At 66.1% G+C, this 20,838-nt stretch carries 19 protein-coding genes; 11 read left to right on the top strand and 8 right to left on the bottom strand.

Annotation, left to right across the window (positions count from 1 at the left end):
• Window positions 1-16: 16 nt before the first annotated feature.
• Window positions 17-844 carry an AraC family transcriptional regulator gene (locus tag QP457_RS20255; protein WP_205405260.1) on the bottom strand — a complete coding sequence of 276 codons (828 nt, stop codon included), beginning with the start codon at window positions 842-844 and terminating at the stop codon, window positions 17-19.
• Between QP457_RS20255 and QP457_RS20250 the strand changes: the two genes are divergently transcribed.
• The 3 genes from QP457_RS20250 (at window position 813) to QP457_RS20240 (ending at window position 5,264) form a co-directional block, all read left to right on the top strand.
• On the top strand, window positions 813-1,415 hold the full coding sequence (locus QP457_RS20250; protein WP_240196541.1) for a hypothetical protein: 603 nt from the start codon (window positions 813-815) through the stop codon (window positions 1,413-1,415). The two genes, QP457_RS20255 and QP457_RS20250, sit on opposite strands and share 32 nt — an antisense overlap.
• Window positions 1,416-1,557: 142 nt before the next feature.
• Window positions 1,558-3,963, top strand: coding sequence for a TonB-dependent receptor (locus QP457_RS20245; protein ID WP_205405259.1), 2,406 nt, complete (start codon window positions 1,558-1,560; stop codon window positions 3,961-3,963).
• Window positions 3,963-5,264, top strand: a complete 1,302-nt coding sequence (locus tag QP457_RS20240; RefSeq protein ID WP_205405258.1) for an aminotransferase class V-fold PLP-dependent enzyme — start codon at window positions 3,963-3,965, stop codon at window positions 5,262-5,264. Before QP457_RS20245 ends, QP457_RS20240 begins: the two co-directional genes overlap by 1 nt.
• A 142-nt stretch (window positions 5,265-5,406) precedes the next feature.
• Here the strand turns inward: QP457_RS20240 and QP457_RS20235 are convergent, their stop codons facing one another.
• From QP457_RS20235 to QP457_RS20220, 4 genes are all read right to left on the bottom strand, one after another.
• On the bottom strand, window positions 5,407-6,936 hold the full coding sequence (locus QP457_RS20235; protein WP_205405257.1) for a PLP-dependent aminotransferase family protein: 1,530 nt from the start codon (window positions 6,934-6,936) through the stop codon (window positions 5,407-5,409).
• A 9-nt stretch (window positions 6,937-6,945) separates the two neighbouring features.
• Window positions 6,946-7,548, bottom strand: a complete 603-nt coding sequence (locus QP457_RS20230) for a DUF6436 domain-containing protein (protein ID WP_100462102.1) — start codon at window positions 7,546-7,548, stop codon at window positions 6,946-6,948.
• Complete coding sequence (locus QP457_RS20225) at window positions 7,548-7,808, bottom strand: hypothetical protein (protein WP_205405256.1); 261 nt, start codon at window positions 7,806-7,808, stop codon at window positions 7,548-7,550. The genes QP457_RS20230 and QP457_RS20225 overlap by 1 nt, the downstream gene beginning before the upstream one ends.
• A gap of 72 nt (window positions 7,809-7,880) precedes the next feature.
• Entirely contained in the window at window positions 7,881-9,296 is a 1,416-nt protein-coding gene (locus QP457_RS20220) for a PLP-dependent aminotransferase family protein (protein ID WP_180165133.1), read from the bottom strand.
• 183 nt (window positions 9,297-9,479) lie between these two features.
• On the opposite strand from QP457_RS20220, the gene cyoA reads away from it, so the two are divergent.
• From cyoA to QP457_RS20195, 5 genes are all read left to right on the top strand, one after another.
• A complete protein-coding gene (gene cyoA / locus QP457_RS20215; protein WP_205405255.1) occupies window positions 9,480-10,385 on the top strand; it encodes a ubiquinol oxidase subunit II in 906 nt (301 codons plus the stop codon).
• A gap of 5 nt (window positions 10,386-10,390) precedes the next feature.
• Complete coding sequence (cyoB, locus tag QP457_RS20210; protein ID WP_191077671.1) at window positions 10,391-12,367, top strand: cytochrome o ubiquinol oxidase subunit I; 1,977 nt, start codon at window positions 10,391-10,393, stop codon at window positions 12,365-12,367.
• Complete coding sequence (gene cyoC, locus QP457_RS20205; protein ID WP_205405254.1) at window positions 12,364-12,999, top strand: cytochrome o ubiquinol oxidase subunit III; 636 nt, start codon at window positions 12,364-12,366, stop codon at window positions 12,997-12,999. The genes cyoB and cyoC overlap by 4 nt, the downstream gene beginning before the upstream one ends.
• Before the next feature lies 1 nt (window position 13,000).
• Complete coding sequence (gene cyoD, locus QP457_RS20200) at window positions 13,001-13,333, top strand: cytochrome o ubiquinol oxidase subunit IV (RefSeq protein WP_025877422.1); 333 nt, start codon at window positions 13,001-13,003, stop codon at window positions 13,331-13,333.
• 114 nt (window positions 13,334-13,447) lie between these two features.
• On the top strand, window positions 13,448-14,134 hold the full coding sequence (locus QP457_RS20195; protein WP_180165138.1) for an SCO family protein: 687 nt from the start codon (window positions 13,448-13,450) through the stop codon (window positions 14,132-14,134).
• A gap of 182 nt (window positions 14,135-14,316) precedes the next feature.
• Here QP457_RS20195 and QP457_RS20190 read toward each other — a convergent pair whose 3' ends face one another.
• Complete coding sequence (locus QP457_RS20190; protein WP_205405253.1) at window positions 14,317-14,898, bottom strand: DNA breaking-rejoining protein; 582 nt, start codon at window positions 14,896-14,898, stop codon at window positions 14,317-14,319.
• Window positions 14,898-16,664 (bottom strand): S8 family serine peptidase, encoded by a 1,767-nt coding sequence (locus QP457_RS20185; RefSeq protein WP_205405252.1) that lies wholly within the window; start codon window positions 16,662-16,664, stop codon window positions 14,898-14,900. The genes QP457_RS20190 and QP457_RS20185 overlap by 1 nt, the downstream gene beginning before the upstream one ends.
• A gap of 317 nt (window positions 16,665-16,981) precedes the next feature.
• On the opposite strand from QP457_RS20185, the gene QP457_RS20180 reads away from it, so the two are divergent.
• Window positions 16,982-17,422: a DUF2231 domain-containing protein gene (locus QP457_RS20180; protein WP_089237509.1), complete on the top strand. Its 441-nt coding sequence runs from the start codon at window positions 16,982-16,984 to the stop codon at window positions 17,420-17,422.
• A complete protein-coding gene (locus QP457_RS20175; RefSeq protein ID WP_205405251.1) occupies window positions 17,415-18,725 on the top strand; it encodes a sorbosone dehydrogenase family protein in 1,311 nt (436 codons plus the stop codon). The genes QP457_RS20180 and QP457_RS20175 overlap by 8 nt, the downstream gene beginning before the upstream one ends.
• 113 nt (window positions 18,726-18,838) lie before the next feature.
• Here the strand turns inward: QP457_RS20175 and QP457_RS20170 are convergent, their stop codons facing one another.
• Window positions 18,839-19,501, bottom strand: a complete 663-nt coding sequence (locus tag QP457_RS20170) for an exopolysaccharide biosynthesis protein (RefSeq protein ID WP_025877405.1) — start codon at window positions 19,499-19,501, stop codon at window positions 18,839-18,841.
• Window positions 19,502-19,673: 172 nt separating this feature from the next.
• Here QP457_RS20170 and yidA point away from each other — a divergent pair, with 172 nt between their 5' ends.
• On the top strand, window positions 19,674-20,507 hold the full coding sequence (gene yidA, locus QP457_RS20165; protein ID WP_180165142.1) for a sugar-phosphatase: 834 nt from the start codon (window positions 19,674-19,676) through the stop codon (window positions 20,505-20,507).
• The last annotated feature ends 331 nt before the right edge of the window (window positions 20,508-20,838 follow it).

Genomic DNA, 20,838 nt, shown 5'->3' with positions numbered 1-20,838 from the left:
CATCACTCTCTCCGGGTCAGGCAGTGCGTTGATCGACCGGCAGCCAGATTTCCACGCCACCGTGGCCGCTATGCTCGTCGAATCGGGTGTCGTAGCGTTCAAGGTCCGGCGCGTTGGCCAGGTTGAGGCGGTTGGCGGGCAGATATTGGTCCAGCAGCCAGAACCAGGTCGAGCGGATGGTGGAGATATGGCCGCCATGCCAGGCCACCAGGTAACGGCGCGCAGGCACATCCACCCGCTGCCAGTGTACCGGTACCGATGGCAGTGCATTCACCGGCAGCGCTGCGATGTAATCGAAACCACCCTCGTCGTCGCTGTTGCAGCACACACCGAAACTGAGCGGTGCCGGCGTTGGCCATTCGCGATTGAGCTGTGCCCACTGCCCCGGAATCGCACCACCGCTGTCGCGGGTGTGGCGCATGCCGATGCCAGCCACCTGGAACGGTGTGCAGTCGATCAGCCTGGGCGCCTCGCTGCAGGCCTGTGGTGCATCGTCGAGACGGATCGCGTGCACCAGTGCCAGCTCCTGCAGGCCCTGCTCGCGCACGCGCTCCGGGGTCTGCCCGAACTGCTCGCAGAAGGCACGGGTGAACGCGGCATGTGTGCTGTAGCCCGTCGCCAGAGCTACCTGCAGGATGTCGCCGGCACCGTTGGCCAGCTGCTGTGCAGCGGTGGTCAGGCGGCGTCCGCGCAGGTAGCGCACCACCGACGTACCGGTGCGGGCCTGGAACAGGCGCGACAGATGGAACGGCGACAGTCCGGCGGCAGCCGCGATGTCGGCCAGCGCCAGCGGCTTGTCCGCATGGCTTTCGATGTACCACAACGCTTTGCCTGCCGCGCTCATCGCGCTGTTCCTTGTTCGAATGCCGGGCAGCGTAACGGATCGACAGGGTGGGGCGCTTAGCAGTTCTTGCGGTGGCGGGGCTTTGCGTTTGCCGTTGTACCGGCAACAATGCGGCCTTCATGGACACGATGGAGGCCAGGGACATGCCGGAAGTCACCGCTATCAGCCAGGCCGCGCAGATCGACGCATGGTGATGATCATTGCGATTGCCCTGCTGCCGGCGCTGCTGCCACTGGCGCTGCTGGTGATCATGTGGCGGCGGGCGCCGCGCTGGCGCGGGGACCCCTGGCTGTACCGTGTGATGTTCTCATTGCTGGCAGCACTGCTGGCGCCCACGCTGTTGATGGCAGGCCATGGCGGCCTGCCGTGCCCCACCATCGGCGGCCTTGTGCTGGTACTCATGGACCTTGAGTGGATCGGCCAACTGCAGGTGAACCTGATTGCCTTCGGAACCGAGGACACTGCCATCCTCTCCGCGCCTTTCCTGTTCGTCTTCGCGATCGCGCTGTTCATCCCGCTGCGCACGGCGCGTCCAGCCACCTTCGGCTTCGACGATGACGCTGCCGGGTAGCGCACGCCCGGTACGGGCGGCACCCGCACCGTAACCGCTGCAACTGTCGTCTCCACGTCATCGCTGCTTCACATCGCAGCCCGAGACTGCGCGCCTTGTCCAGGTCCCACCTGGCCCTGTCGTGCCTTCCCGGAGTCCTGCCGTGCATCGTTCGAAGCTGTCGCGTTCCATCCTCCTCGCCATTGGTCTGGTCAGCGCAGGAGGCGCGATCGCAGCAGATGCCGGAACGGCAGACACCAGCAGCAGTGGCAGCCACGCCGCACCCACCCAGCTTGACGCGATGCTGGTTACCGGTACCCGTGCCTCCAACCGCACCCAGTTTGAAACCCTGGCGCCGGTGGACGTGTTCACCAAGCAGGACATCCAGTCGGTCGACTCCACCGATCTGAAGGACGTGCTGGCGCAGCTGGTGCCGTCGTTCGTGGTGCAGCGCCTGCCGATGGCCGATGGCCAGGTGTTCGTGCGCCCGGCCACGCTGCGCGGCCTGTCGCCGGACCAGACGCTGGTGCTGGTCAACGGCCGCCGCTTCCATCGCAGTGCCTTGCTTGGCAACCGCGGAGCACAGGCCGCCGACCTGGCGCAGATCCCGACCAGTGCCATCAAGCGCATCGAAGTACTGCGCGATGGTGCGTCGGCGCAGTACGGTTCGGATGCCATTGCCGGCGTCATCAACATCATCCTGGAAGACAGCCCGGGCACCGAGATCACCGCCGGTTATTCGCAGTACGCGCAGGGCGATGGCGCCTCGCGTGACTTCAGTGCACGCACCGGCTGGGCGCTGGGGGACTACGGCAGCCTGGCCCTGTTCGCCGAATCATCCAACTCCGATGCGACCTCGCGCACCCGCCAGCGTCCCGACGCCATCGCCTTCCAGGCCGCGCATCCAGAGCTGGACGTGCCCAACCCGGTGCAGCGCTGGGGCCAGCCGGAGCTGGAAAGCCGCCGCGTGGGCTTCAACCTGAAGGCCAATGCCAGCGACACCCTGGAGCTGTATGCCTTCGGCCTGTACAGCCACAGCGACGGTGTCAGCGATTTCAACTGGCGCAACCCGGATACCACCACCGGCGCCTATCGCACCACCAACATCTTCCCCGGCTGGAACCTGCGTTCGATCTACCCGGTGGGCTTCAGCCCGCAGTACGGCAACACGCAGAACGACCTGCAGCTGGTCGCGGGCCTGCGCGGTGAAATCACCCCCAAGCTGCGCTGGGACCTGAGCGCCTCGTATGGCCGCAATGCCATCGACTACAGCCTGGACAACTCGATCAACGCATCGCTGGGCCCGGACAGCCCGACCTCCTTCGACCTCGGCCGGCTGACCCAGACCGAGAAGAACGCCAATGCGGACTTCAACTACGAATGGGACGTGGCTGCGCTGTCCAAGCCGATCAACGTCGCCTTCGGTGCCGAGTTCCGCCAGGAGACCTACCAGGTGCGCGCCGGTGACCCTGCCTCGTATGCGGTGGGCCGTGGTGCGGCGGCGGGTCTGGAAGCGAATTCCAACGGCGCGCCGGGTTTTTCGGCCAGCCAGGCCGGGCAGTGGAGCCAGCGCAGCAAGGCCGCCTACGTGGACATGGAAGTGCCGCTGGGCGAACGCTGGAGCATCGGCGCGGCCGGTCGCTATGAAGACTTCTCCAGCTTCGGCAGCACGGTGGACGGCAAGCTGTCGGCGCGCTTTGCGATCACCCCGGACGTGGCCCTGCGTGGCACCCTGTCCACCGGCTTCCGCGCGCCCACCCCGGCCCAGCTCAACACCACCAGCACCACCCAGGGCCTGGACACGCGCACGCTGCAGATCTTCACCAGCGGCCGCCTGTCGCCGACCGATCCGTTGGCGCAGCTGCTCGGTGCCAAGCCGCTCACCCCGGAAGAATCGCGCACCGCCTCGCTGGGGCTGGCCTGGCGCACGGACATTGGCCTGTCCGGTTCGGTGGATGTCTACCGGATCACGCTCAGCGACCGCTTCAGCCAGTCGGCCAGCTTCGCCATTCCGGCCGGCACGCCCAACCCGCTGGGCTATACCTCGGTGAACTACTTCACCAACGATTTCGACACCACCACCACCGGCGTGGACGTGGTCGGCAACTACCTGCGCGATCTCGGCGCCGGGCGCATGACGCTGATCCTGGCCTACAACTACAACCAGACCCGCGTCGACAACGGCAGCACCTCGGTGGCGACCAACGAGACCCAGCGCGTGCTGTTCGAAGACCGCCTGCCCGAGCATAAGGGTAGCTTCACCGGCAGCTGGGACGTCGGCGCGTGGTCGTTGATGGCGCGCGTGCGCTACTACGGCAAGTGGACCGATTCCACCGGCAACGCTACGGGCGACATCTACCAGCAGTTCGGTGCGATGACCTTCCTCGACCTCGCGGTGGGCTATCGCATCAACGAACACCACAGCCTGCGCGTGGGTGCCGACAACGTGTTTGATCGTTACCCGGATGAAGCCACGTTCCAGGCCAGCCGCGGCCTGATCTATTCGCGCAACGCCCCGTATGACACCGACGGCGCCAATGTGTACGCGCAGTACCGGCTGACCTTCTGATGGACAGCCGCCGTCGTTCCCTGCTGCGCGCGGGTGCGCTGCTGCCGGCCAGTGCGGCGCTGGCCGCGCTGGCTGCCCCGGCAGCCGCGCGCTACGCTGTGCCGATGGACATTCCCGCACCTTCCACGACGCCGGACGTGCTGGCCCGTGACGAGTCGTACTGGTCCGCCGTCGCCAGCCATTTCGACATCACCGATGAAGTGAACCACCTGGAGAATGGCTACTGGGGCGCGATGGGCCGGGAGACCCTGGCCAGCTACCAGCGGCACACCGCCGAAGTGAATCGCGGCAACGCCTGGTACGGCCGCCATGCATTCCCGGCGCAGTACATGGCCGTGCACCGGCAGGTGGCCGACATGCTCGGTGTTGGCGCGGACGAGATCGCACTGACCCGCGGCGCCACCGAAGCGATGCTGGCGCTGATCGGCGGCTACAACCGCCTGCAGCCCGGCGACCAGGTGCTGTACGCCGATATCGACTACGACAGCATGATCAACGCCATGCGTTGGCTGCAGCAGCGCCGTGGCGTTCAGGTCGAGCGCATCGCATTGCCGGTCGTTCCCGATCGCGAACAGATCCTGCAGGCCTACGACGCGGCGTTCGCGCGCCTGCCACGCCTGAAACTGGTGTTGCTGACCCAGGTCAGTCACCGCCATGGGCTGGTGCTGCCGGTAGCGGAGATCGCCGAGCGTGCGCATGCGCGCGGCATCGATGTGATTGTCGATGCCGCACATGGATTCGGCCAGATCGACTACGTGGTACCGCAGTTGAAGGCCGATTTCGTTGGCATCAACCTGCACAAGTGGATCGGCGCACCGGTGGGCGTGGGTGCGATGTACGTACGCAAGGGGCGCGTGGCCGACCTGGATCCTTACATGGGCGAGACCGACGACGGTCGCGTGGGTAGCCGCGTGCACACCGGCACGGTCAACTTCGCTGCCTATCTGGCGCTGCCCGAGGCCATCGCCTTGCACCAGCGCATCGGAGCAGCCAACAAGCAGGCGCGCCTGCGCTATCTGCGCGAGCGGTGGACGGTGCCAGCGCGGCAGATGGCGCATATCGAGGTGCTGTCGTCGCCGGATGCGGCGTTGGCCAGTGCATTGGCCAGCTTCCGCCTGCGCGGCCATACCTCGGTGGAAGACAACGTGGCGCTGCAGAAACGGCTGCTGGATGAGCACCGGATATTCACCACGCATCGCGATGGTCTGGACTCCGGTGCCTGCGTGCGGGTGACGCCATCGGTGTTCACCCGCCCCGCGCAGATCGATGCGCTGGTGCAGGCGCTGGCGGCGCTGGCCTGAACGCCCACCGCGTTGGTAGATGCCAACCTTGGTTGGCACCGCATCCACGCATGGCATGAACGGGCATTGCCAACCAAGGTTGGCATCTACCGAATACCGAAACAGGTCGAGCAGATCCACGCCATGCGTGGATGTTTTCCGCCTACCGCTCAATCGCCGGCAACGCATCGGACAACAACAACCGATCGATCCGCCGCAGCGCGTTCTCCAGTTGACGCCGGTCCGCAGCCAATCCCAACGACAGCCGCACCCCACTCGCGAACGCTGCGCCCGGCGGACAGAATGCCGATGAAGGTGCGATCGCCAGGCCCTGCAGCTGTGCCGTACGCACCAGCGTGGCATCGGTCCAGGGTGCGGGCACCCGGCACCACGCATGCAGCCCATCGGCGCGCTCCAGCAATGAAGGCGCCAGCAGATACCGTGCCATCCGCGTGCGCTCGCGTGCTTCCTCGCGCACCTGCACCAGCAGCGCCTGCGCCGAACCATCCAGCAGCAGCTGGCTGGCCAGCGCGGATACCAGCGGATGGCCCATCAACCGCGTGGCACGCAGTGCGGCAGCCATCGCCTCGGCGTGGGCGGCGCTTGGGCATTGCACGAACGCGGTACGCAGGCCGGGGCTGATCACCTTGGACAGGGTGGCTACATGGAACACATGTCGAGGTGCCAGCGTCGCCAGCGCAATGGGCGCGGTGACGGCCAGATGCCAGTACGGGTCGTCCTCGATTGCCAGCAGGCCTTCGCGCTCCAGCACCCGCGCCAGCGCCTCGCGCCGCGAGGTGGGCACGGTCAGCGCCGTCGGGTTCTGGCAGGTGGGGTTGAGATAGACCAGGCGCGCGCCACACTCCCGCGCCTGGCGTGCCAGCGCCTCCGGGCACATGCCCTGTTCGTCGCCCTCCACCGTGACCAGCCGCCGCCCCAGTGCCGCGGCCGCCTGCAGCAGGCCCGGATACACCAAGCGGTCGCAGAGGATCGCATCGCCCTCGCGCCCCTGGCTGACCAGGATCGCCGCCAGCGCCACCTGCGCGCCCTCGGTCAGCAGCAGGCGTGCGTCGTCCACCGTGCCCAGCATCGGCTGCAGCCAGCGCGCCGCCGCGTGGCGGTCGGTCGGATTGCCACCACCCACGTGATAGGTCATCAGGTTCGGCGCATTGCTGCGCGCGAGCACCGCCGCTGCGCCTCGACGCAGCATGTCCGCCAGTGCATCGGCGTCGGGTACCGGCGGCACGTTCATGCTGAGATCGACGGCCTGATCAAAACCGGCCTTGGGCGGTGCGATGAAGCTGCCCTGTGGCCCACGTGCTTCGATCAGTCCACGCTTGCGTGCTTCATCGAACGCACGGGTTACCGTGGTCAGGTCCACGCCCAGCTGCTGCGCCAACGCGCGCTGCGAGGGCAGCCGTTGCCCGGGCGCCAGGCCGCCGCGATTGATGGTGCGTTCCAGCGTGTTGACGATGCGCAGGTAGATCGGGCCGCTGTGCACATGCACGTCCTGCACCCAGCCCAGCCCTGCGACGCCAGGCCCTGCGACATCGGGTCGCGGCATGTACGGAGGATGTCGGGGCGTATCGTTGCTTCCAACGGCGGGAGCCTGTCCATAACCATCGGTCGGTTCGGACAGGTGACCGCCGTTGTTGTTTGTGGCGGCTGCGCCGGCCAGCATCGGTGATGTCATCGCGCGTCCTCAGCGCTTGGCCTGCCACGGGCAGTAGCAGCCCACGGCAAGCAGTCCTTTCGGGCGCACGGTTTCCCCGCGCACCAGTTTGTCCAGCAACGGTTCGACAAAGCTGTTGGCCGAATTGCAGACCATGCCGATGCTGTACGGGCCGGCATAGGCCAGGTGGCCCTGGCGGTCCCAGATCGCCACCGCCGGGCTGGCCGGAATGTTCTCGATGCCGTCGATGGTCGGCAGGGTGATCACCTTGTTGCGCAGCGGCTCGGGTAGTTCACCTTGGGTGCCGGGGCGACGGATCGCATAGAAGTCGATACCGGCGCGGCGGTACATGCTGATCAGGTAGCTGAGGTGCGCACCGGTTTCGCGGTTGCACACGCCGCAGGCCGGGTCCCAGAAATGCACCACGCGGATGCGGCCGGTGTCGCCGGCCAGTTCCGCCGGCAACCGCAGCTGCGAGTCATCGAAGACGATGGCCTGTTCGGCGAACGTGGACTGCTCGCCATAGCCGAAGTACTGCCACAGTGCCGCCGCCACGCCGGCCATGAACAGGCAGGCGAGGGCGATCATCACCGGCAGCATCGAACGGCGTGGACGCGGCGCGGCTGCGCCCATCAGGAGTCGTCCTCGCCGAACTTGTGCACGTACTGCTTGCGCATCTCGCGGCACGAATCGGCCTGGGCGCGGCGCTGGATCTCGCTGCGCGCCGCGTCCTCGCTGCGTTGCAGGCACTGTTCGATGGCGTGGCGCTCGGCGGCCTGCACATCCACGGTCTGCGGTTGCAGGCAGACCCAGGCCAGGGCAGCCAGCATCAGCACGACGAAGCCGCCGCAGCCGGCCATCACCAGGTGGAACTTCAGTTTGTCGGCGGCCATCGGCGGCACGTCCCTCGGTCCATACAGTGCATACAAGATATCATCTTGTATGGTTATGGCTCACAGGGGGGCTCAGACGATCGCCGAATGCCGCGCGTCGGGTGCCTCGGACAGAATCTCGTTCAGCTTGGCCAGCGCGCCGGCCAAGGCCTCCTGGTCCACGGCACCGCCCAGCGACAGGCGGATGGCATTGCCCGGTGGCGGTTCCTCCACGCTGAAGGCGTCGGAGCTGGCGATGCCCAGGCCCTGTTCCTGCGCGGCCTGGATCAAGCGGTACTGGTCCAGCCGCGGCGGCAAGGGCAGCCACACATGCAGGCCGGCCGGATGGGCCTGGCGGCGGGCGGGCAGGTAGCGGGCGGCGATGGCCTGGCGCTCGCGCAGTTCCTGCTGGAAGCGCTGCACCATCGCCTGCGCCTGGCCGGTGCGGATCCAGTGCGAGGCCACGGCCACCATCGACTGGGTGGGCATCAGCGCGATCGCGCGCAGGGCGTCCAGCACCGGCTCCATCGGCTGCCCGGCCGGCACCACCAGGTAGGCCGTGCGCAGGCCGGGGGCCAGGCACTTGGACAGGGTGGAGATGTAATAGACCGGGCAGCCCCCGTCGGCCAGCGCCGCCAGTGGCGGGGCGGCATCGCCGGCCAGCAGCCAGTAGGGATCGTCCTCGACCACGGTCAGTTCGTGCCGCCGCGCCACCGCCAGCAGGGCCTGCCGGCGCTGTGCCGACATCGTCGCCGTGGTCGGGTTCTGGATGGTCGGCACCAGATACAGCAGGCGCGGCCGACGCAGCTGGCAGGCCTCTTCCAAGGCATCGGGCAGCATGCCCTCGGCGTCCATCGCCACCGGCACCACGCCCCGCTGCAGCACCCGCGCGGCGGCCAGCAGGCCCGGGTAGGTCAGCTGTTCGGCGGCGATCAGTTCGCCCGGCTGGGTGCGGGCCAGGATCAGCGCGCACAGCGCGGTCTGCGCACCGGGGCAGATCACCACCCGCTCGGCGCCCACCGGGCCGAGGATCGGCGCCAGCCATTGCACGGCCGCAGCACGGTCGTCGCGGCTGCCGGCGCCGACGTGGTAGCTCATCAGCTCGCCCTGGCCCAGCTGCTGGCCCAGGTGCTGGAAACCGGCCTCCATGCCCTGCGCGAACGGCGCGCTGCCCAGCAGCGGCGGGATGTTCATGCTCAGGTCGACCGAGGTGCTGCGGTTGCCGGCGGACATCGCGATGAAGGTGCCGCCGGCCCCCTGTGCATCCAGCAGCCCGGCCTGGCGCAGTTCGGCGAAGGCGCGGGTGACCGTGGTCAGGTCCACGCCCACCTGCTGGGCCAGATCGCGCTGCGGTGGCAGGCGGTCGCCCGGGCGCAGCACGCCATCGTCCACCGCCTCGCGCACCTGCTGGGCGATCTGCAGGTACAGCGGTCCTGCGCCATCGCGGAAGGGGCGAACCCAGGTCCGGTTGGGGTGTTTCAGGCGGCGGCCGGCAGCAGGAGGCGTCATCGGTCGGATTTTTCCATACGTGCAGATGCACAAGTCCATACAATGCTGTATCTTGTATGGGCTTGATTGGAGTGGCTCGCCTGTTTGTAGGCGACCTCGTACCCACAGTGTAGCCGCTCCACGCCCGGGCGCTGCGCGCAGGCGAGCCGGTCAAGCGCGCATCTTCAACAGGGTTGACCTCCAATGAATATCTGCTGGAACCGCATCCGCCTGGCGCTGGTCGCCCTGGCCTGCATCGCCCTGACGGGCTGTGATTGGGTGCTGCTGGATTCGAAAGGCATGGTCGGGATCGCCCAACGCGACCTGATCCTGATCTGCATCGGCCTGATGCTGATCGTCGTCGTGCCGGCCATCGTGCTGACCTTCGTGTTCGCCTGGCGCTTCCGCGCCGGTAATACCAAAGCGAAGTACACGCCGGACTGGTCGCACTCCACCAAGGTGGAAGTGGTGGTCTGGGGCGTGCCGTTGATCATCATCGCGGTGCTGGCAGTCATCGTGTGGAAGTCGACCCACGAGCTTGATCCGTACAAGCCGCTGGACGTGGCCGGCGAGCCGCTGCACGTGGACGTGATCGCCACCGACTGGAAGTGGGTGTTCGTGTACCCGGACCTGGGCATCGCCACGGTCAACCAGCTCAACTTCCCGGCCAACCGCGCGCTGGCGTTCAACATCACCTCCAACTCGACGATGAACACCTTCTTCATCCCGCAGCTGGGTGGGCAGATCTACGCGATGGCCGGCATGCGCACGCAGCTGCACCTGATCGCCAACGAGCCCGGCCAGTTCCGTGGCATGTCCGGCAACTACAGCGGCCATGGCTTCTCGAACATGAAGTTCATGGCCACCGCCAGCAGCAACGAAGACTTTGATCGCTGGGTGGCCGAAGTGCGCAGCGCGCCGGATGCGCTCAGCTTCGAACAGTTCAAGGCGCTCGCCGCACCGTCGAAGAATGCGCCGGTGCAGCACTTCTCCAGCGTTGAACCGCTGCTGTTCAAGAAAGTCATCGACCAGTTCATCGGCGTCGGTGAGAACACCGCTGCTGCGGCCCCGGCCGGTACGGCCGCCGGTGCCCAGGTTTCCCAGGAGTAACGAACATGTTGGGTAAATTGACGTGGGAGGCCGTGCCGCTGCACGAGCCGATCGTGGTGGTCACGCTGGCGGCCATGGTGCTGGGTGGCCTCGCGCTGCTCGGCGCGGTGACGTATTTCAAGCTGTGGGGCGTGCTGTGGCGCGACTGGTTCACCACCGTGGACCACAAGAAGATCGGCATCATGTACGTGGTCGTCGCGCTGGTCATGCTGGTGCGCGGCTTCGCCGATGCGTTGATGATGCGCGCACAGCTGGCGGCGGCCGGGCCGGGCAGTGATGGCTTCCTGCCACCGGAGCACTACGATCAGATCTTCACCGCGCACGGCGTGATCATGATCTTCTTCGTGGCCACCCCGTTCGTGGTCGGCCTGATGAACATCATCGTGCCGCTGCAGATCGGCGCGCGCGACATGGCGTTCCCGTTCCTCAACGCCTTCAGCTTCTGGATCTTCGTGGTCGGCGCTGCGCTGATGATGATCTCGCTGGGCGTTGGCGAATTCGCCATGACCGGCTGGGTCGCCTATCCGCCGCTGTCGGGCATCGAGTTCAGTCCAGGCGTGGGTGTCGATTACTACATCTGGGCGTTGCAGGCGTCCGGCATCGGTACGTTGCTGACCGGCGTCAACCTGTTCATCACCATCCTGCGCATGCGTGCGCCGGGCATGACGTTGATGAAGATGCCGGTGTTCACCTGGACCGTGCTGGTCACCAGCGTGATCATCATCGCCGCCTTCCCGATCCTGACCGTGGCCCTGGGTGCGCTCACCCTGGACCGCTACCTGGACTTCAACTTCTACACCAACACCTTGGGTGGCAACCCGATGATGTACGTGAACCTGGTGTGGGCCTGGGGCCACCCGGAGGTGTACATCCTGGTGCTGCCGGCGTTCGGCATCTTCTCTGAAGTGACCGCCACGTTCTCGCGCAAGAAGCTGTTCGGCTACAAGTCGATGGTCGGCGCCACCCTGGCGATCGGTATCCTGTCCTTCATCGTGTGGCTGCACCACTTCTTCACCATGGGTTCCGGTGCCAGCGTCAATGCCTTCTTCGGCATCATGACGATGATCATCGCCATCCCCACCGGCGTGAAGATCTTCACCTGGCTGTTCACCATGTACGGAGGCCGCGTGGAGTTCAGCGTGCCGATGCTGTGGACCATCGCCTTCCTGGTCACCTTCACCATCGGTGGCATGACCGGCGTGCTGCTGGCCATCCCGGGCGCGGACTTCCTGCTGCACAACAGCCTGTTCCTGGTGGCCCACTTCCACAACACCATCATCGGCGGCGCGCTGTTCGGCTACCTGGCCGGCTTCGTCTACTGGTTCCCGAAGGTGTTCGGCTTCACCCTCAACGAGCGCCTGGGCAAGTGGTCCTTCGCCTGCTGGGTGATCGGCTTCTACCTGGCTTTCATGCCGTTGTACATGCTCGGCTTCATGGGTATGACCCGACGCATGAACCAGTACGACAACCCGGCGTGGACGCCGTACCTGATCGCTGCGTTCATTGGTGCGCTGTTCGTGTTCGCAGGCATCATCCTGATGCTGGTGCAGATCTACGTCAGCGTGCGTGACCGCAAGCGCAACCTCGACCTCACCGGCGACCCGTGGAATGCACGCACGCTGGAATGGGCCACGCCGTCGCCGCCGCCGTTCTACAACTTCGCCGTGGTGCCCAAGGCCGATGAGCTGGATGCCTTCCACGAAGCGAAGAAGCGCGGCCTGCCGCCGCCGCCGAAGAAGTACGCACCCATCCACATGCCGAAGAACACCGGCGTGCCGTTGATCCTCAACGTCTGGATCCTGGTGCTGTGCTTCGCCCTGGTCTGGCACATCTGGTGGATGGCCGGTGCCAGCTTCATCGCGATGATCGTCACCCTGATCGCGCGCTCCTACAACGAGGACGTGGATTACTACGTCAGCTCCGAGGAGGTGGCGCGTACCGAAGCGGCCAACCACGCCAAGCTGCAGGAGGCACGCGCATGAACCTGTTGACCCGTCCGCAGCTGGACAGCGATGCGCTGGTCCACGACGACCAACATGAGCACGACCATGCCCACGAACAGGGCGGCATGAAAGTGTTCGGTATGTGGGTGTACCTCATGTCCGACCTGGTGCTGTTCGGCTCGCTGTTCGCCTCGTACGCGGTGCTCAGCACCGCCTACGCCGGCGGCCCCACCGGCAAGGAGCTGTTCTCGCTGCCGTTCGTGATGGCCGAGACCTTCATCCTGCTGGTGTCCAGCATCACCTACGGCCAGGCCGTGCTGGCCATGCACCGCCTGGACAAGGCCGCGGTGCTGCGCTGGCTGGGCGTGACCTTCGTGCTCGGTGCCTCATTCATCGGCATGGAGCTGTACGAGTTCTCGCACCTGATCCATGAAGGTGCCGGCCCCAGCACCAGTGCCTACCTGTCGGCGTTCTTCGCCCTGGTCGCCACCCACGGCCTGCACGTGGCCAGCGGCCTGATCTGGATGGCGGTGGTGATGCACCAGGTGTATCGCCGTGGCCTGACCCCGACCAACATCACCCGCGTGTCCTGCCTGAGCCTGTTCTGGCACTTCCTGGACCTGGTGTGGATCTGCGTCTTCACCTTCGTCTACCTGATCGGAGCCTTCTGACATGGCCCACGTCGAAACCTCGCGCGCCGGCAATGCGCACGGTTCCACCAAGTCCTACCTGATCGGCTTCGTGCTGTGCGCGCTGCTGACGGTGGTGCCGTTCGCTCTGGTGATGAACCCGGTGCTCTCGCGGCCGGTGACGCTGTTCCTGCTGGTCGGCTTCGCCGTCGCGCAGATCCTGGTGCAGCTGGTGTACTTCCTGCACATGGACCGCAAGTCCGAAGGTGGCTGGAACCTCGCCAGCTTCGTGTTCACCCTGGTGATCCTGTTCATCGTGGTCGCATTGTCGATCTGGATCATCTGGAGCATGCACTACCACATGATGATCAACTGACCGTGGCCGGGGCGATCGGCAAGGAGTGCGCGATCGCCCTGGCACCTCAGCCCTCACTCCCCCCAGGGCAGGCCTGACCGAGACCGCGCCCACCTCGTGTTGGTGGTACCCGTGATGCGTGTTGCTTCCGTTGTTCGTTCCCTTCGCCTGCCGCTGCTTGCCGCAGGCCTGGCACTCGGCCTGCTGGCCGGCTGCAGCGCGCAGTCGCGCATGGATTTCTATTCCAAGGACATCGCCTGCGAGGAACTGGGCCAGCACTGGACCATGCCCGACAGCGCCGGCACCCTGCGTGGCCCGAAGGACCTGCAGGGGCAGGTGACCTACCTGTTCTTCGGCTTCACCAGCTGCCCCGACGTGTGCCCGACCACCATGGTCGAACTGAGCCAGGTCAAGCACCTGATGGGCAAGGATGCCGACCAGCTGCAGGTGGTGTTCGTCAGCGTGGACCCGGCGCGCGATACACCCGAAGTCGCACACACCTACGTGCACGCGTTCGATCCGAAGGCGATCGCGCTGGTGGGTGATGAAGCGCAGCTCTCGGCGATGGCCAGTGACTTCAAGGCGTTCTACGAGAAAGAGCCCGGGCAGCTGCCGGATACCTACACGATGAGCCACATCGCGGGTGGCTACGTGTTCGACCGCCAGGGCCGCCTGCGCCTGTTCGCACCCTATGGCATGCCGGTGGAACAGCTGTTCTCGGACGTGCAGCGGTTGCTGCTGGAGCCGGAACATCCGGCTGCCGGCAGCGAAGCACTGGCCGCATGCAAACTGCCGCACAACACCAGCATCGCCGCCCGCTGAGCGACGCGTCCGCTCCGGTGGGTGATGCCCGCTCCGGTGGGTGATGCCCGCTCTGGTAGGTGTCGACCTTGGTCGACACGATGTTCGCTCTGGTAGGTGTCGACCTTGGTCGACACGATCACCCATGCGCCAATCCCCCGGCCGGCCAGGAGAGCCAACCGGCCGGGGCACCACTCAACGCCTTACTTGGTTTCTTCCCACTGCACCACGTCCGGCTCGGCCGCCTTGACGCCCGCGGTCGACAGCAGCCGGGTGCTCGCATCCAGCGCCGCGTTCACCGACGGGTACTCCACGATGGCCAGGCCTGCGGCCTTGGAGACCTTCACCACGGTGCCACCAGTGGCCTTCGCCGCGCGCTGTGCAGACGCCGCATCGGTAAAGAACACCTTCACCCGCGAGGTCGCCACCACCGGCGCACCATCATTGGATACCGCCGCCGCGAACTTGCCGGCACCGGCATCAGCGCCGCCTGCTGCTGCACCATCCAGCGAACGCTTGCTGCGCGCGCCGGTCGTGCTCGCCGCCGCCTGCGGGGTGATCGTGAACTGACCGCCGGCGGCCTGCTTCACGGTGGTCGAAGGAGACAGCTGGAAACGCGCGCCGCCCACATCGAACGATCGGCCGGTGGCGGAGGCTTTCAGTTCCTGCGCATCCACGGTGGACAGGCTCCTGGCCGGTGGGGTCTGCCCCGAGCTCTGTGCCCAGGCAGGGGAGGTCATCGCCGCGAAGGCGAGCGTGCTCAACAGAATGGTCGTCTTCATCATCAGTGCCCCAGAACGCGGATCTTGAAGAATTCGAGGTTGCCGCGCGATGCAGCGTTCGCGGCCTGCCCCATGTCGGTTACTTCCAGCGTCCAGGTGCCGGTGGCGCTTTCATCCAGGAAGGCATTGCTGGACAGCAGATCCCAGTTGGTGAAGTTGCGCTGCACGCCACCTGTACCCGAGCCGATGGCGGTGAACGCCGGTTGCACCACGCTGCGCGTGCCACTGGGCGAAACCAGCACGAACTGCAGCTGGCGGGTGTTGCTGTGGTTGACCCGGAAGCCCAGCTGCACCGACTCGATGTTGCGTGCGCCATTGGCCACCTGGAAGGTCAACCGCGCGGCAGCGTTGGTGGTGTTGCCGATGGCAACGGTGCGCGTGGTGGTGCGCCAGCCGGTGTCCAGCAGCGGCCCCAGCGACTGGAAGGTCTCGGCGACCTGCACCGCACGCGCCGCGTTGACCACACCGAAGCCGTACCAGTTGCTGTACGCGCGGTTGGCAGCGTTCACCGTCCAGCCCGGCACCAGCGTGCGACCGTCGGCCAGCGTCACTGCCGGCTGGTTCGGGTGATTGCGGGTAGCGGTGGTGGCCAGGATGTACTTCACATCGCGGTAGGACAGGTTCGGATTCGCTTCCAGCACCAGTGCTGCCACGCCCGATACCATCGGCGCCGACGCCGACGTACCGTTCATCTTCGCGGTGTAGTTGCAGGTGCTGTCGATCGCCGACAGGTTGCTGTCCAGTGTGTTCTGGCGGTTGGTGTTCTTGTTGCTGCCCTGGGTGCAGCCGGTCACGTCGGTGGTGACGATGGCCGGATCGTACGCACGTGCCACCAGGTTCGGCGCGTACTGCGCCTGCAGGCCATACTCGCCGCCAAAGGCCGACACCCACAGTGCCGAACCGGTGGACGAGTACGACGAGCGCACGCCGTCGGCGCGCACTGCACCCACGGTGATCACGTTGAACAGGTTGTTGCGCGGATCGCGGCCGGCCGGCACGCAGCCCGTGTTGCGGTTCTTGGTATCGGTGGTGCAGACGTCCTGGGTCTGGCTGATCGAGGCGTTGTTGAAGTTGTTGCCGGCCGACTTCACGTAGATGCCGCCGCGGCCACCGCGGGTACCCGACAGTGCCTGCTCGTACGAGCTCACCGTATTCTGGCTGTAGGCAACCGGCAGGTTGGGGTTGCCAGGGCCTGCGCCCCAGCTGTTGTTGAACACCTGCACATCGGCCGACTCTGCGCCATCCCACCAGGCGTATTCGATGTTGCTCTGCTGGTTGCCCTGCGCATTGGACGCCAGCACGTTGAAGCCCTTCAGCGTCGCCGCCGGGGCTACGCCGCGCACGCCCAGGTTGTTGGCGCCCACGGCACCGGCGATGCCGCCCACCATCGTGCCGTGGTTGTCGGCATCGGGATTGGAAGGCGTGGGGTTGTTGGAGCCATTGGCGAAGTTCTTGCCGGCCACCGCCGCCACGTTCCCGGCCAGGTCCGGGTGGGCGATCTGCAGGCCGTCATCGACAATGCCGATCACCACGCCCTGGCCACGGATACCATTGCGGAACAGGCCATCGACATTGAGATCGTTGCCGGCCACCGGCAGCGTATCGGCCGGCACCGTCTGCCCGGTATTGAGCAGATGCCACTGGATACCCGCCAGCGGGTCGGCCTGTTGCGCCTGGGCGGTAAGGGCCAGGCTGCCCAGTACCAGGGCAGTGGCCAGGGCCAGGCGCGCAGAGCGCGGTGGCGCGGAGCGTTGCGTGTGTCGCTTCATACACGAATCCTTCTGTTGTGAATCGGCATGGCAGGACGGCGGGGCGGATCTGCCCCATCGCAACGAGCCAAACGCGACACAACGAACAACCCCCTACCTCTTCACGCCGGCAATGTGCTGATGTGCCAATTGCGTCACAAACACTTATGCCGCCTGGTAATCACGACTGCGCCGCTCTAGCCTGAGCTTCGGTAGTTGCCAACCTTGGTTGGCACCAGGCATCCACGCATGGTGTGGATCTACGAGGTCATCGCACCCCCTCCCACCCCCCTGTGCTACTACAACCCGTGCAGCCCTTCCCCGTACGGAGCACGACCATGGTCAACCCTGTCGCCCAGGCCCACCGCGGCCTCGGCACTACACTCTTCAGCCTGTTGAACCCGATACCGTTCGGCTTCTTCGTGGCCGGCCTCATCTTCGACATCCTCTACCTCAACACCGCCGAGGTGATGTGGGGCAAGTCGGCGGCGTGGCTGATCACGTTCGGCCTGCTGATCGCGATCCTGCCACGCCTGATCAACCTGTTCGCGGTCTGGCGCCGCAACGGCACCGCCACCGGCACCGACCGCCTCGATTTCCTGCTCAACCTGGTCGCCATCGTGCTGGCCATCTGGAACGCCTTCGTGCACAGCCGCGACGCCTATGCGGCGGCCGTACCGGGCACCCTCCTTTCCGCGCTGACGGTGGCACTGATCGCGCTCGGTTTCATCCTGCTTTCGCTGCAGCAGCCGGTGCTGCAAGGAGCCCGTCATGGCTAAGCGCATCCTGCCCGTCGTGGGCGTGCTCTCGCTGGCATTGGCGCTGGCCGCCTGTGCCGGCAAAGCCGAGTACCACCCGGCCGATCAATCCGGTGCGCAGCCACCGCTGCCTGCGCCGCAGAACTACCTGATGCCACCGATGCAGGTGCCCAAGGGCGTGGGCTGGGCCGAGGGCCAGTCACCGTCGGTAGCCGATGGCCTGAAGATCGAACGCATCGCCGCCAACCTGCAGCATCCGCGCCGGCTGCTGTCGCTGCCCAATGGCGATGTGCTGGTGGTGGAAGGCAATGGCCCGGGCGAAGAGCCGGTCACCACGCCCAAGCAGTGGATCGCCGGCAAGGTGAAGGCGCGCTCGGGCAAGGCCGGCAAGGGCGGCAACCGGGTCACCCTGCTGCGGCGCACGCCGGGTACCAACGCCTGGACCCAGCATGTGTACATCGAGAACCTGCACTCGCCGTTCGGCATCCAGCTGATCGGTGACACGCTGTATGTGGCCAACACCGGCAACATCATGAAGTACCACTACGTGCCCGGCGAAACCCGCATGTCCGACAAGGGCAGCGAGTTCACCGACCTGCCAAGCACCATCAACCACCACTGGACCAAGGAACTGCTGGCCAGCCGCGATGGGAGCAAGCTGTACGTGGGCGTGGGCTCCAACAGCAACATCACTGAGAACGGCCTGGCCGTCGAGTACCGCCGTGCGGTGGTACTGGAAGTGGACGTGGCCACCAGCGGCAGCCGCATCTACGCCTCGGGCCTGCGCAATCCCACCGGCCTGGACTGGGAGCCGAGCACCGGCAAGCTGTGGGCAGTGGTGAACGAGCGCGATGAGATCGGTGCCGACCTGGTGCCGGACTACCTCACCTCGGTGCAGGAGCATGGGTTCTACGGCTGGCCCTACAGCTACTACGGCCAGCACGTGGACGAGCGCGTGCAGCCGCAGCGGCCGGACCTGGTGGCCAAGGCGATCCGCCCGGACTTCGCCATCGGCTCGCACGTGGCACCGCTGGGCCTGCTGTTCTACACCGGCCAGGCGTTGCCGGCGAAGTACCACGGCGGTGCCTTCATCGGCGAGCACGGCAGCTGGGACCGCTCGCCGTTGAGCGGCTACGAAGTGGTGTACGTGCCGTTCAAGGACGGCAAGCCGGCCGGCCGCCCGGAAGCGGTGGTGAGCGGGTTCGCGTCCAAGGATGAGAAGACGCTGATGGGCGCGCCGGTCGGCATGGCCATCGATGCCGAAGGCGCGTTGCTGGTCGCCGACGATGTGGGCGACATGGTGTGGCGGGTGTCGGCGAAGTAGCCGGCCGTCCGCACTTCGCAGGCTTTCTGTAGAGCCGAGCCCATGCTCGGCTGACGTGCGCAGCGCGGAGTTTCCACGCCCAGATGGAAGAGCAGCCGAGCATGGGCTCGGCTCTACAGCGCCGACGACCCGCTGCGGAAGCCACTGAACACCGATTCGGCCGCAAAGCCCACACCGCCCAGCAGCACGCCGAAGTACACCACCGACGCCACCACGAAGCCGTAGCCGGCCGCCACCGCGGCGCCATCGCGCTGGATGAAGCCGATCGCAAAGGACATCAACGCCAGCGCCGGCAGCGTGTTGCTGAAGGGAATCGGCCCGGCCGGCAGCATCAGCAGGATCGTGGCGAACACCAGCGCCAGATTGTTCAACCGCATCATCTTCTTCGAGCGCACCATCGCTGCCAGCCGCATCGGCCGAGACAGACGCTCCATCCGGTGCACCCATTTCAGGGCACGGCCCAGATTGGCCTTCAGCTTGTCGGTGGCGATCTGTTTGTCGGCCAAGCGCTGCGGCACCCACAACGGACGGTCGCGCACGCGGCTCAGGCCGATCAGCAGGATGGACGCACCGAATACCGTGCTCAGCCCGGGAATCGACACCGGAATCAGGAAGATCGCCGACAGCAGGATCACCACGAGCATCAGGCCCTCGTCGCCCAGTGCATGCAGCAGAGTGCCAACGCGGATATGGTCGCCGGGCAGCCCGTCAATCAGGTCTTCAATCTGCTGGGCAAGCGGGGCGGTGTCGGTGGCGTCAGGCGCTTGGTAGGTCATGCGTCGAAGAAGTGTCCAGGGAAGGGCGGTCGATAGGGCCGTCCTGCGGTGGGGGACGCACAGGCCCCATGAGTATCTCCGGCCAGCGCGGCGCGGAGGTGAACCGGGCATGAGGCCGGCAGTGCCCCGCAGCCTGGCCTAAAATGGGCGTCCCCCGCAATGGTTGAAGATGATGGACATGGGTCGCAGGCAATCGACCATCGAACTGGTCGCCATCGATATGGATGGCACCCTGCTGGACCCCGCCCACAAGCTTACTCCGCGGGTAAAACAGGCCATCGCCGAGGCGCGCGCGCTGGGCGTGCACATCGTGCTGACCAGCGGCCGTCCGGTGCCGGGGCTGGCGCCGTTCCTGCATGAACTTGGCATCGAGGGCGACGATGACTACTGCATCGCCTGTAACGGTGGCCTGGTGCAGCGCATCGGCCCGCGCGAGACAGTGGTCGAGTACCCGCTCAGCTTCGACGACTTCGTGTACTGCGAACAGGTCGCCCGCGAGATCGGCGTACATTTCCAGGCACTGGACGCGCAGCGCATGTACACGCCCAACCAGGACATCAGCATCTACACCGTGGCCGACTCGCATCTTTCGCGCATGCCACTGTCGTACCGCCGCGTGGCCGACATGGACCCGGGCATGTCCTTCATCAAGCTGATGATGATCGACGAACCAGAGGTGCTGGACGCTGCCATCGCGCGCCTGCCAACCGCATTGACCGAGCGTTTCGCGGTGCTGAAGAGCGCGCCGTTCTTCCTGGAAGTATTCGACCGCCAGGCCGGCAAGGGGCCGAGCCTGCAGAAGCTGGCCGAGCACCTGGGCATCGACCGCGCCAACGTGATGGCCATCGGCGACCAGGAAAACGACCTGACCATGCTGCAGTACGCCGGTACCAGCGTGGCGATGGGCAATGCCATCGATGCGGTGAAGGCGACCGCGCGTTTCGAGACCGCGACCAACGCCGATGAAGGCGTGGCCAAGGCGATCGAGCGCTTCGTCCTGCAGTAACCGCACGTCGATCTGCCCAGGTAGTTGCCAACCTTGGTTGGCACACGCAGACGGCAAGCGCCGACCAAGGTCGGCCTCTACCACGCCAGGGCTATACCCACGTATAGCCCGGCCATCCCTATCGCCATTGGCGCTGTACCACGGTGCAATGGCGTATGCAGCAGTGCGATGCAAGAATTCCGCACGTCGAAATCACCCCGCCGCATCACCCGGAAGACCACCGCTTCCATCCGCCTCTGACCGGCGCGCACCGCGCCGTCATTCCTTCATCGCAATCGCCGCCAGCCAGCGCGCCGTACACCGGCGCTGCATCGCGCTGGGCGTGCGCCTG

This window comes from Stenotrophomonas sp. As-7 (genome assembly GCF_030291015.1).
In the GTDB taxonomy this organism is placed as follows: Bacteria; Pseudomonadota; Gammaproteobacteria; order Xanthomonadales; family Xanthomonadaceae; genus Stenotrophomonas; species Stenotrophomonas lactitubi.
The sequence above is the reverse complement of the archived record's forward strand: the minus strand, read 5'-3'. Positions and strand labels throughout refer to the sequence as shown.

Coding starts and splice junctions, on each gene's coding strand:
- QP457_RS20180 (WP_089237509.1), top strand. CDS start 16,982: ATGGTCAACCCTGTCGCCCAGGCCCACCGCGGCCTCGGCACTACACTC.
- cyoB (WP_191077671.1), top strand. CDS start 10,391: ATGTTGGGTAAATTGACGTGGGAGGCCGTGCCGCTGCACGAGCCGATC.
- QP457_RS20195 (WP_180165138.1), top strand. CDS start 13,448: ATGCGTGTTGCTTCCGTTGTTCGTTCCCTTCGCCTGCCGCTGCTTGCC.
- QP457_RS20235 (WP_205405257.1), bottom strand. CDS start 6,936: ATGACATCACCGATGCTGGCCGGCGCAGCCGCCACAAACAACAACGGC.
- QP457_RS20255 (WP_205405260.1), bottom strand. CDS start 844: ATGAGCGCGGCAGGCAAAGCGTTGTGGTACATCGAAAGCCATGCGGAC.
- cyoD (WP_025877422.1), top strand. CDS start 13,001: ATGGCCCACGTCGAAACCTCGCGCGCCGGCAATGCGCACGGTTCCACC.
- yidA (WP_180165142.1), top strand. CDS start 19,674: ATGGACATGGGTCGCAGGCAATCGACCATCGAACTGGTCGCCATCGAT.
- QP457_RS20185 (WP_205405252.1), bottom strand. CDS start 16,664: ATGAAGCGACACACGCAACGCTCCGCGCCACCGCGCTCTGCGCGCCTG.
- QP457_RS20230 (WP_100462102.1), bottom strand. CDS start 7,548: ATGGGCGCAGCCGCGCCGCGTCCACGCCGTTCGATGCTGCCGGTGATG.
- cyoC (WP_205405254.1), top strand. CDS start 12,364: ATGAACCTGTTGACCCGTCCGCAGCTGGACAGCGATGCGCTGGTCCAC.
- cyoA (WP_205405255.1), top strand. CDS start 9,480: ATGAATATCTGCTGGAACCGCATCCGCCTGGCGCTGGTCGCCCTGGCC.
- QP457_RS20240 (WP_205405258.1), top strand. CDS start 3,963: ATGGACAGCCGCCGTCGTTCCCTGCTGCGCGCGGGTGCGCTGCTGCCG.
- QP457_RS20170 (WP_025877405.1), bottom strand. CDS start 19,501: ATGACCTACCAAGCGCCTGACGCCACCGACACCGCCCCGCTTGCCCAG.
- QP457_RS20220 (WP_180165133.1), bottom strand. CDS start 9,296: ATGACGCCTCCTGCTGCCGGCCGCCGCCTGAAACACCCCAACCGGACC.
- QP457_RS20175 (WP_205405251.1), top strand. CDS start 17,415: ATGGCTAAGCGCATCCTGCCCGTCGTGGGCGTGCTCTCGCTGGCATTG.
- QP457_RS20225 (WP_205405256.1), bottom strand. CDS start 7,808: ATGGCCGCCGACAAACTGAAGTTCCACCTGGTGATGGCCGGCTGCGGC.
- QP457_RS20190 (WP_205405253.1), bottom strand. CDS start 14,898: ATGATGAAGACGACCATTCTGTTGAGCACGCTCGCCTTCGCGGCGATG.
- QP457_RS20250 (WP_240196541.1), top strand. CDS start 813: ATGTACCACAACGCTTTGCCTGCCGCGCTCATCGCGCTGTTCCTTGTT.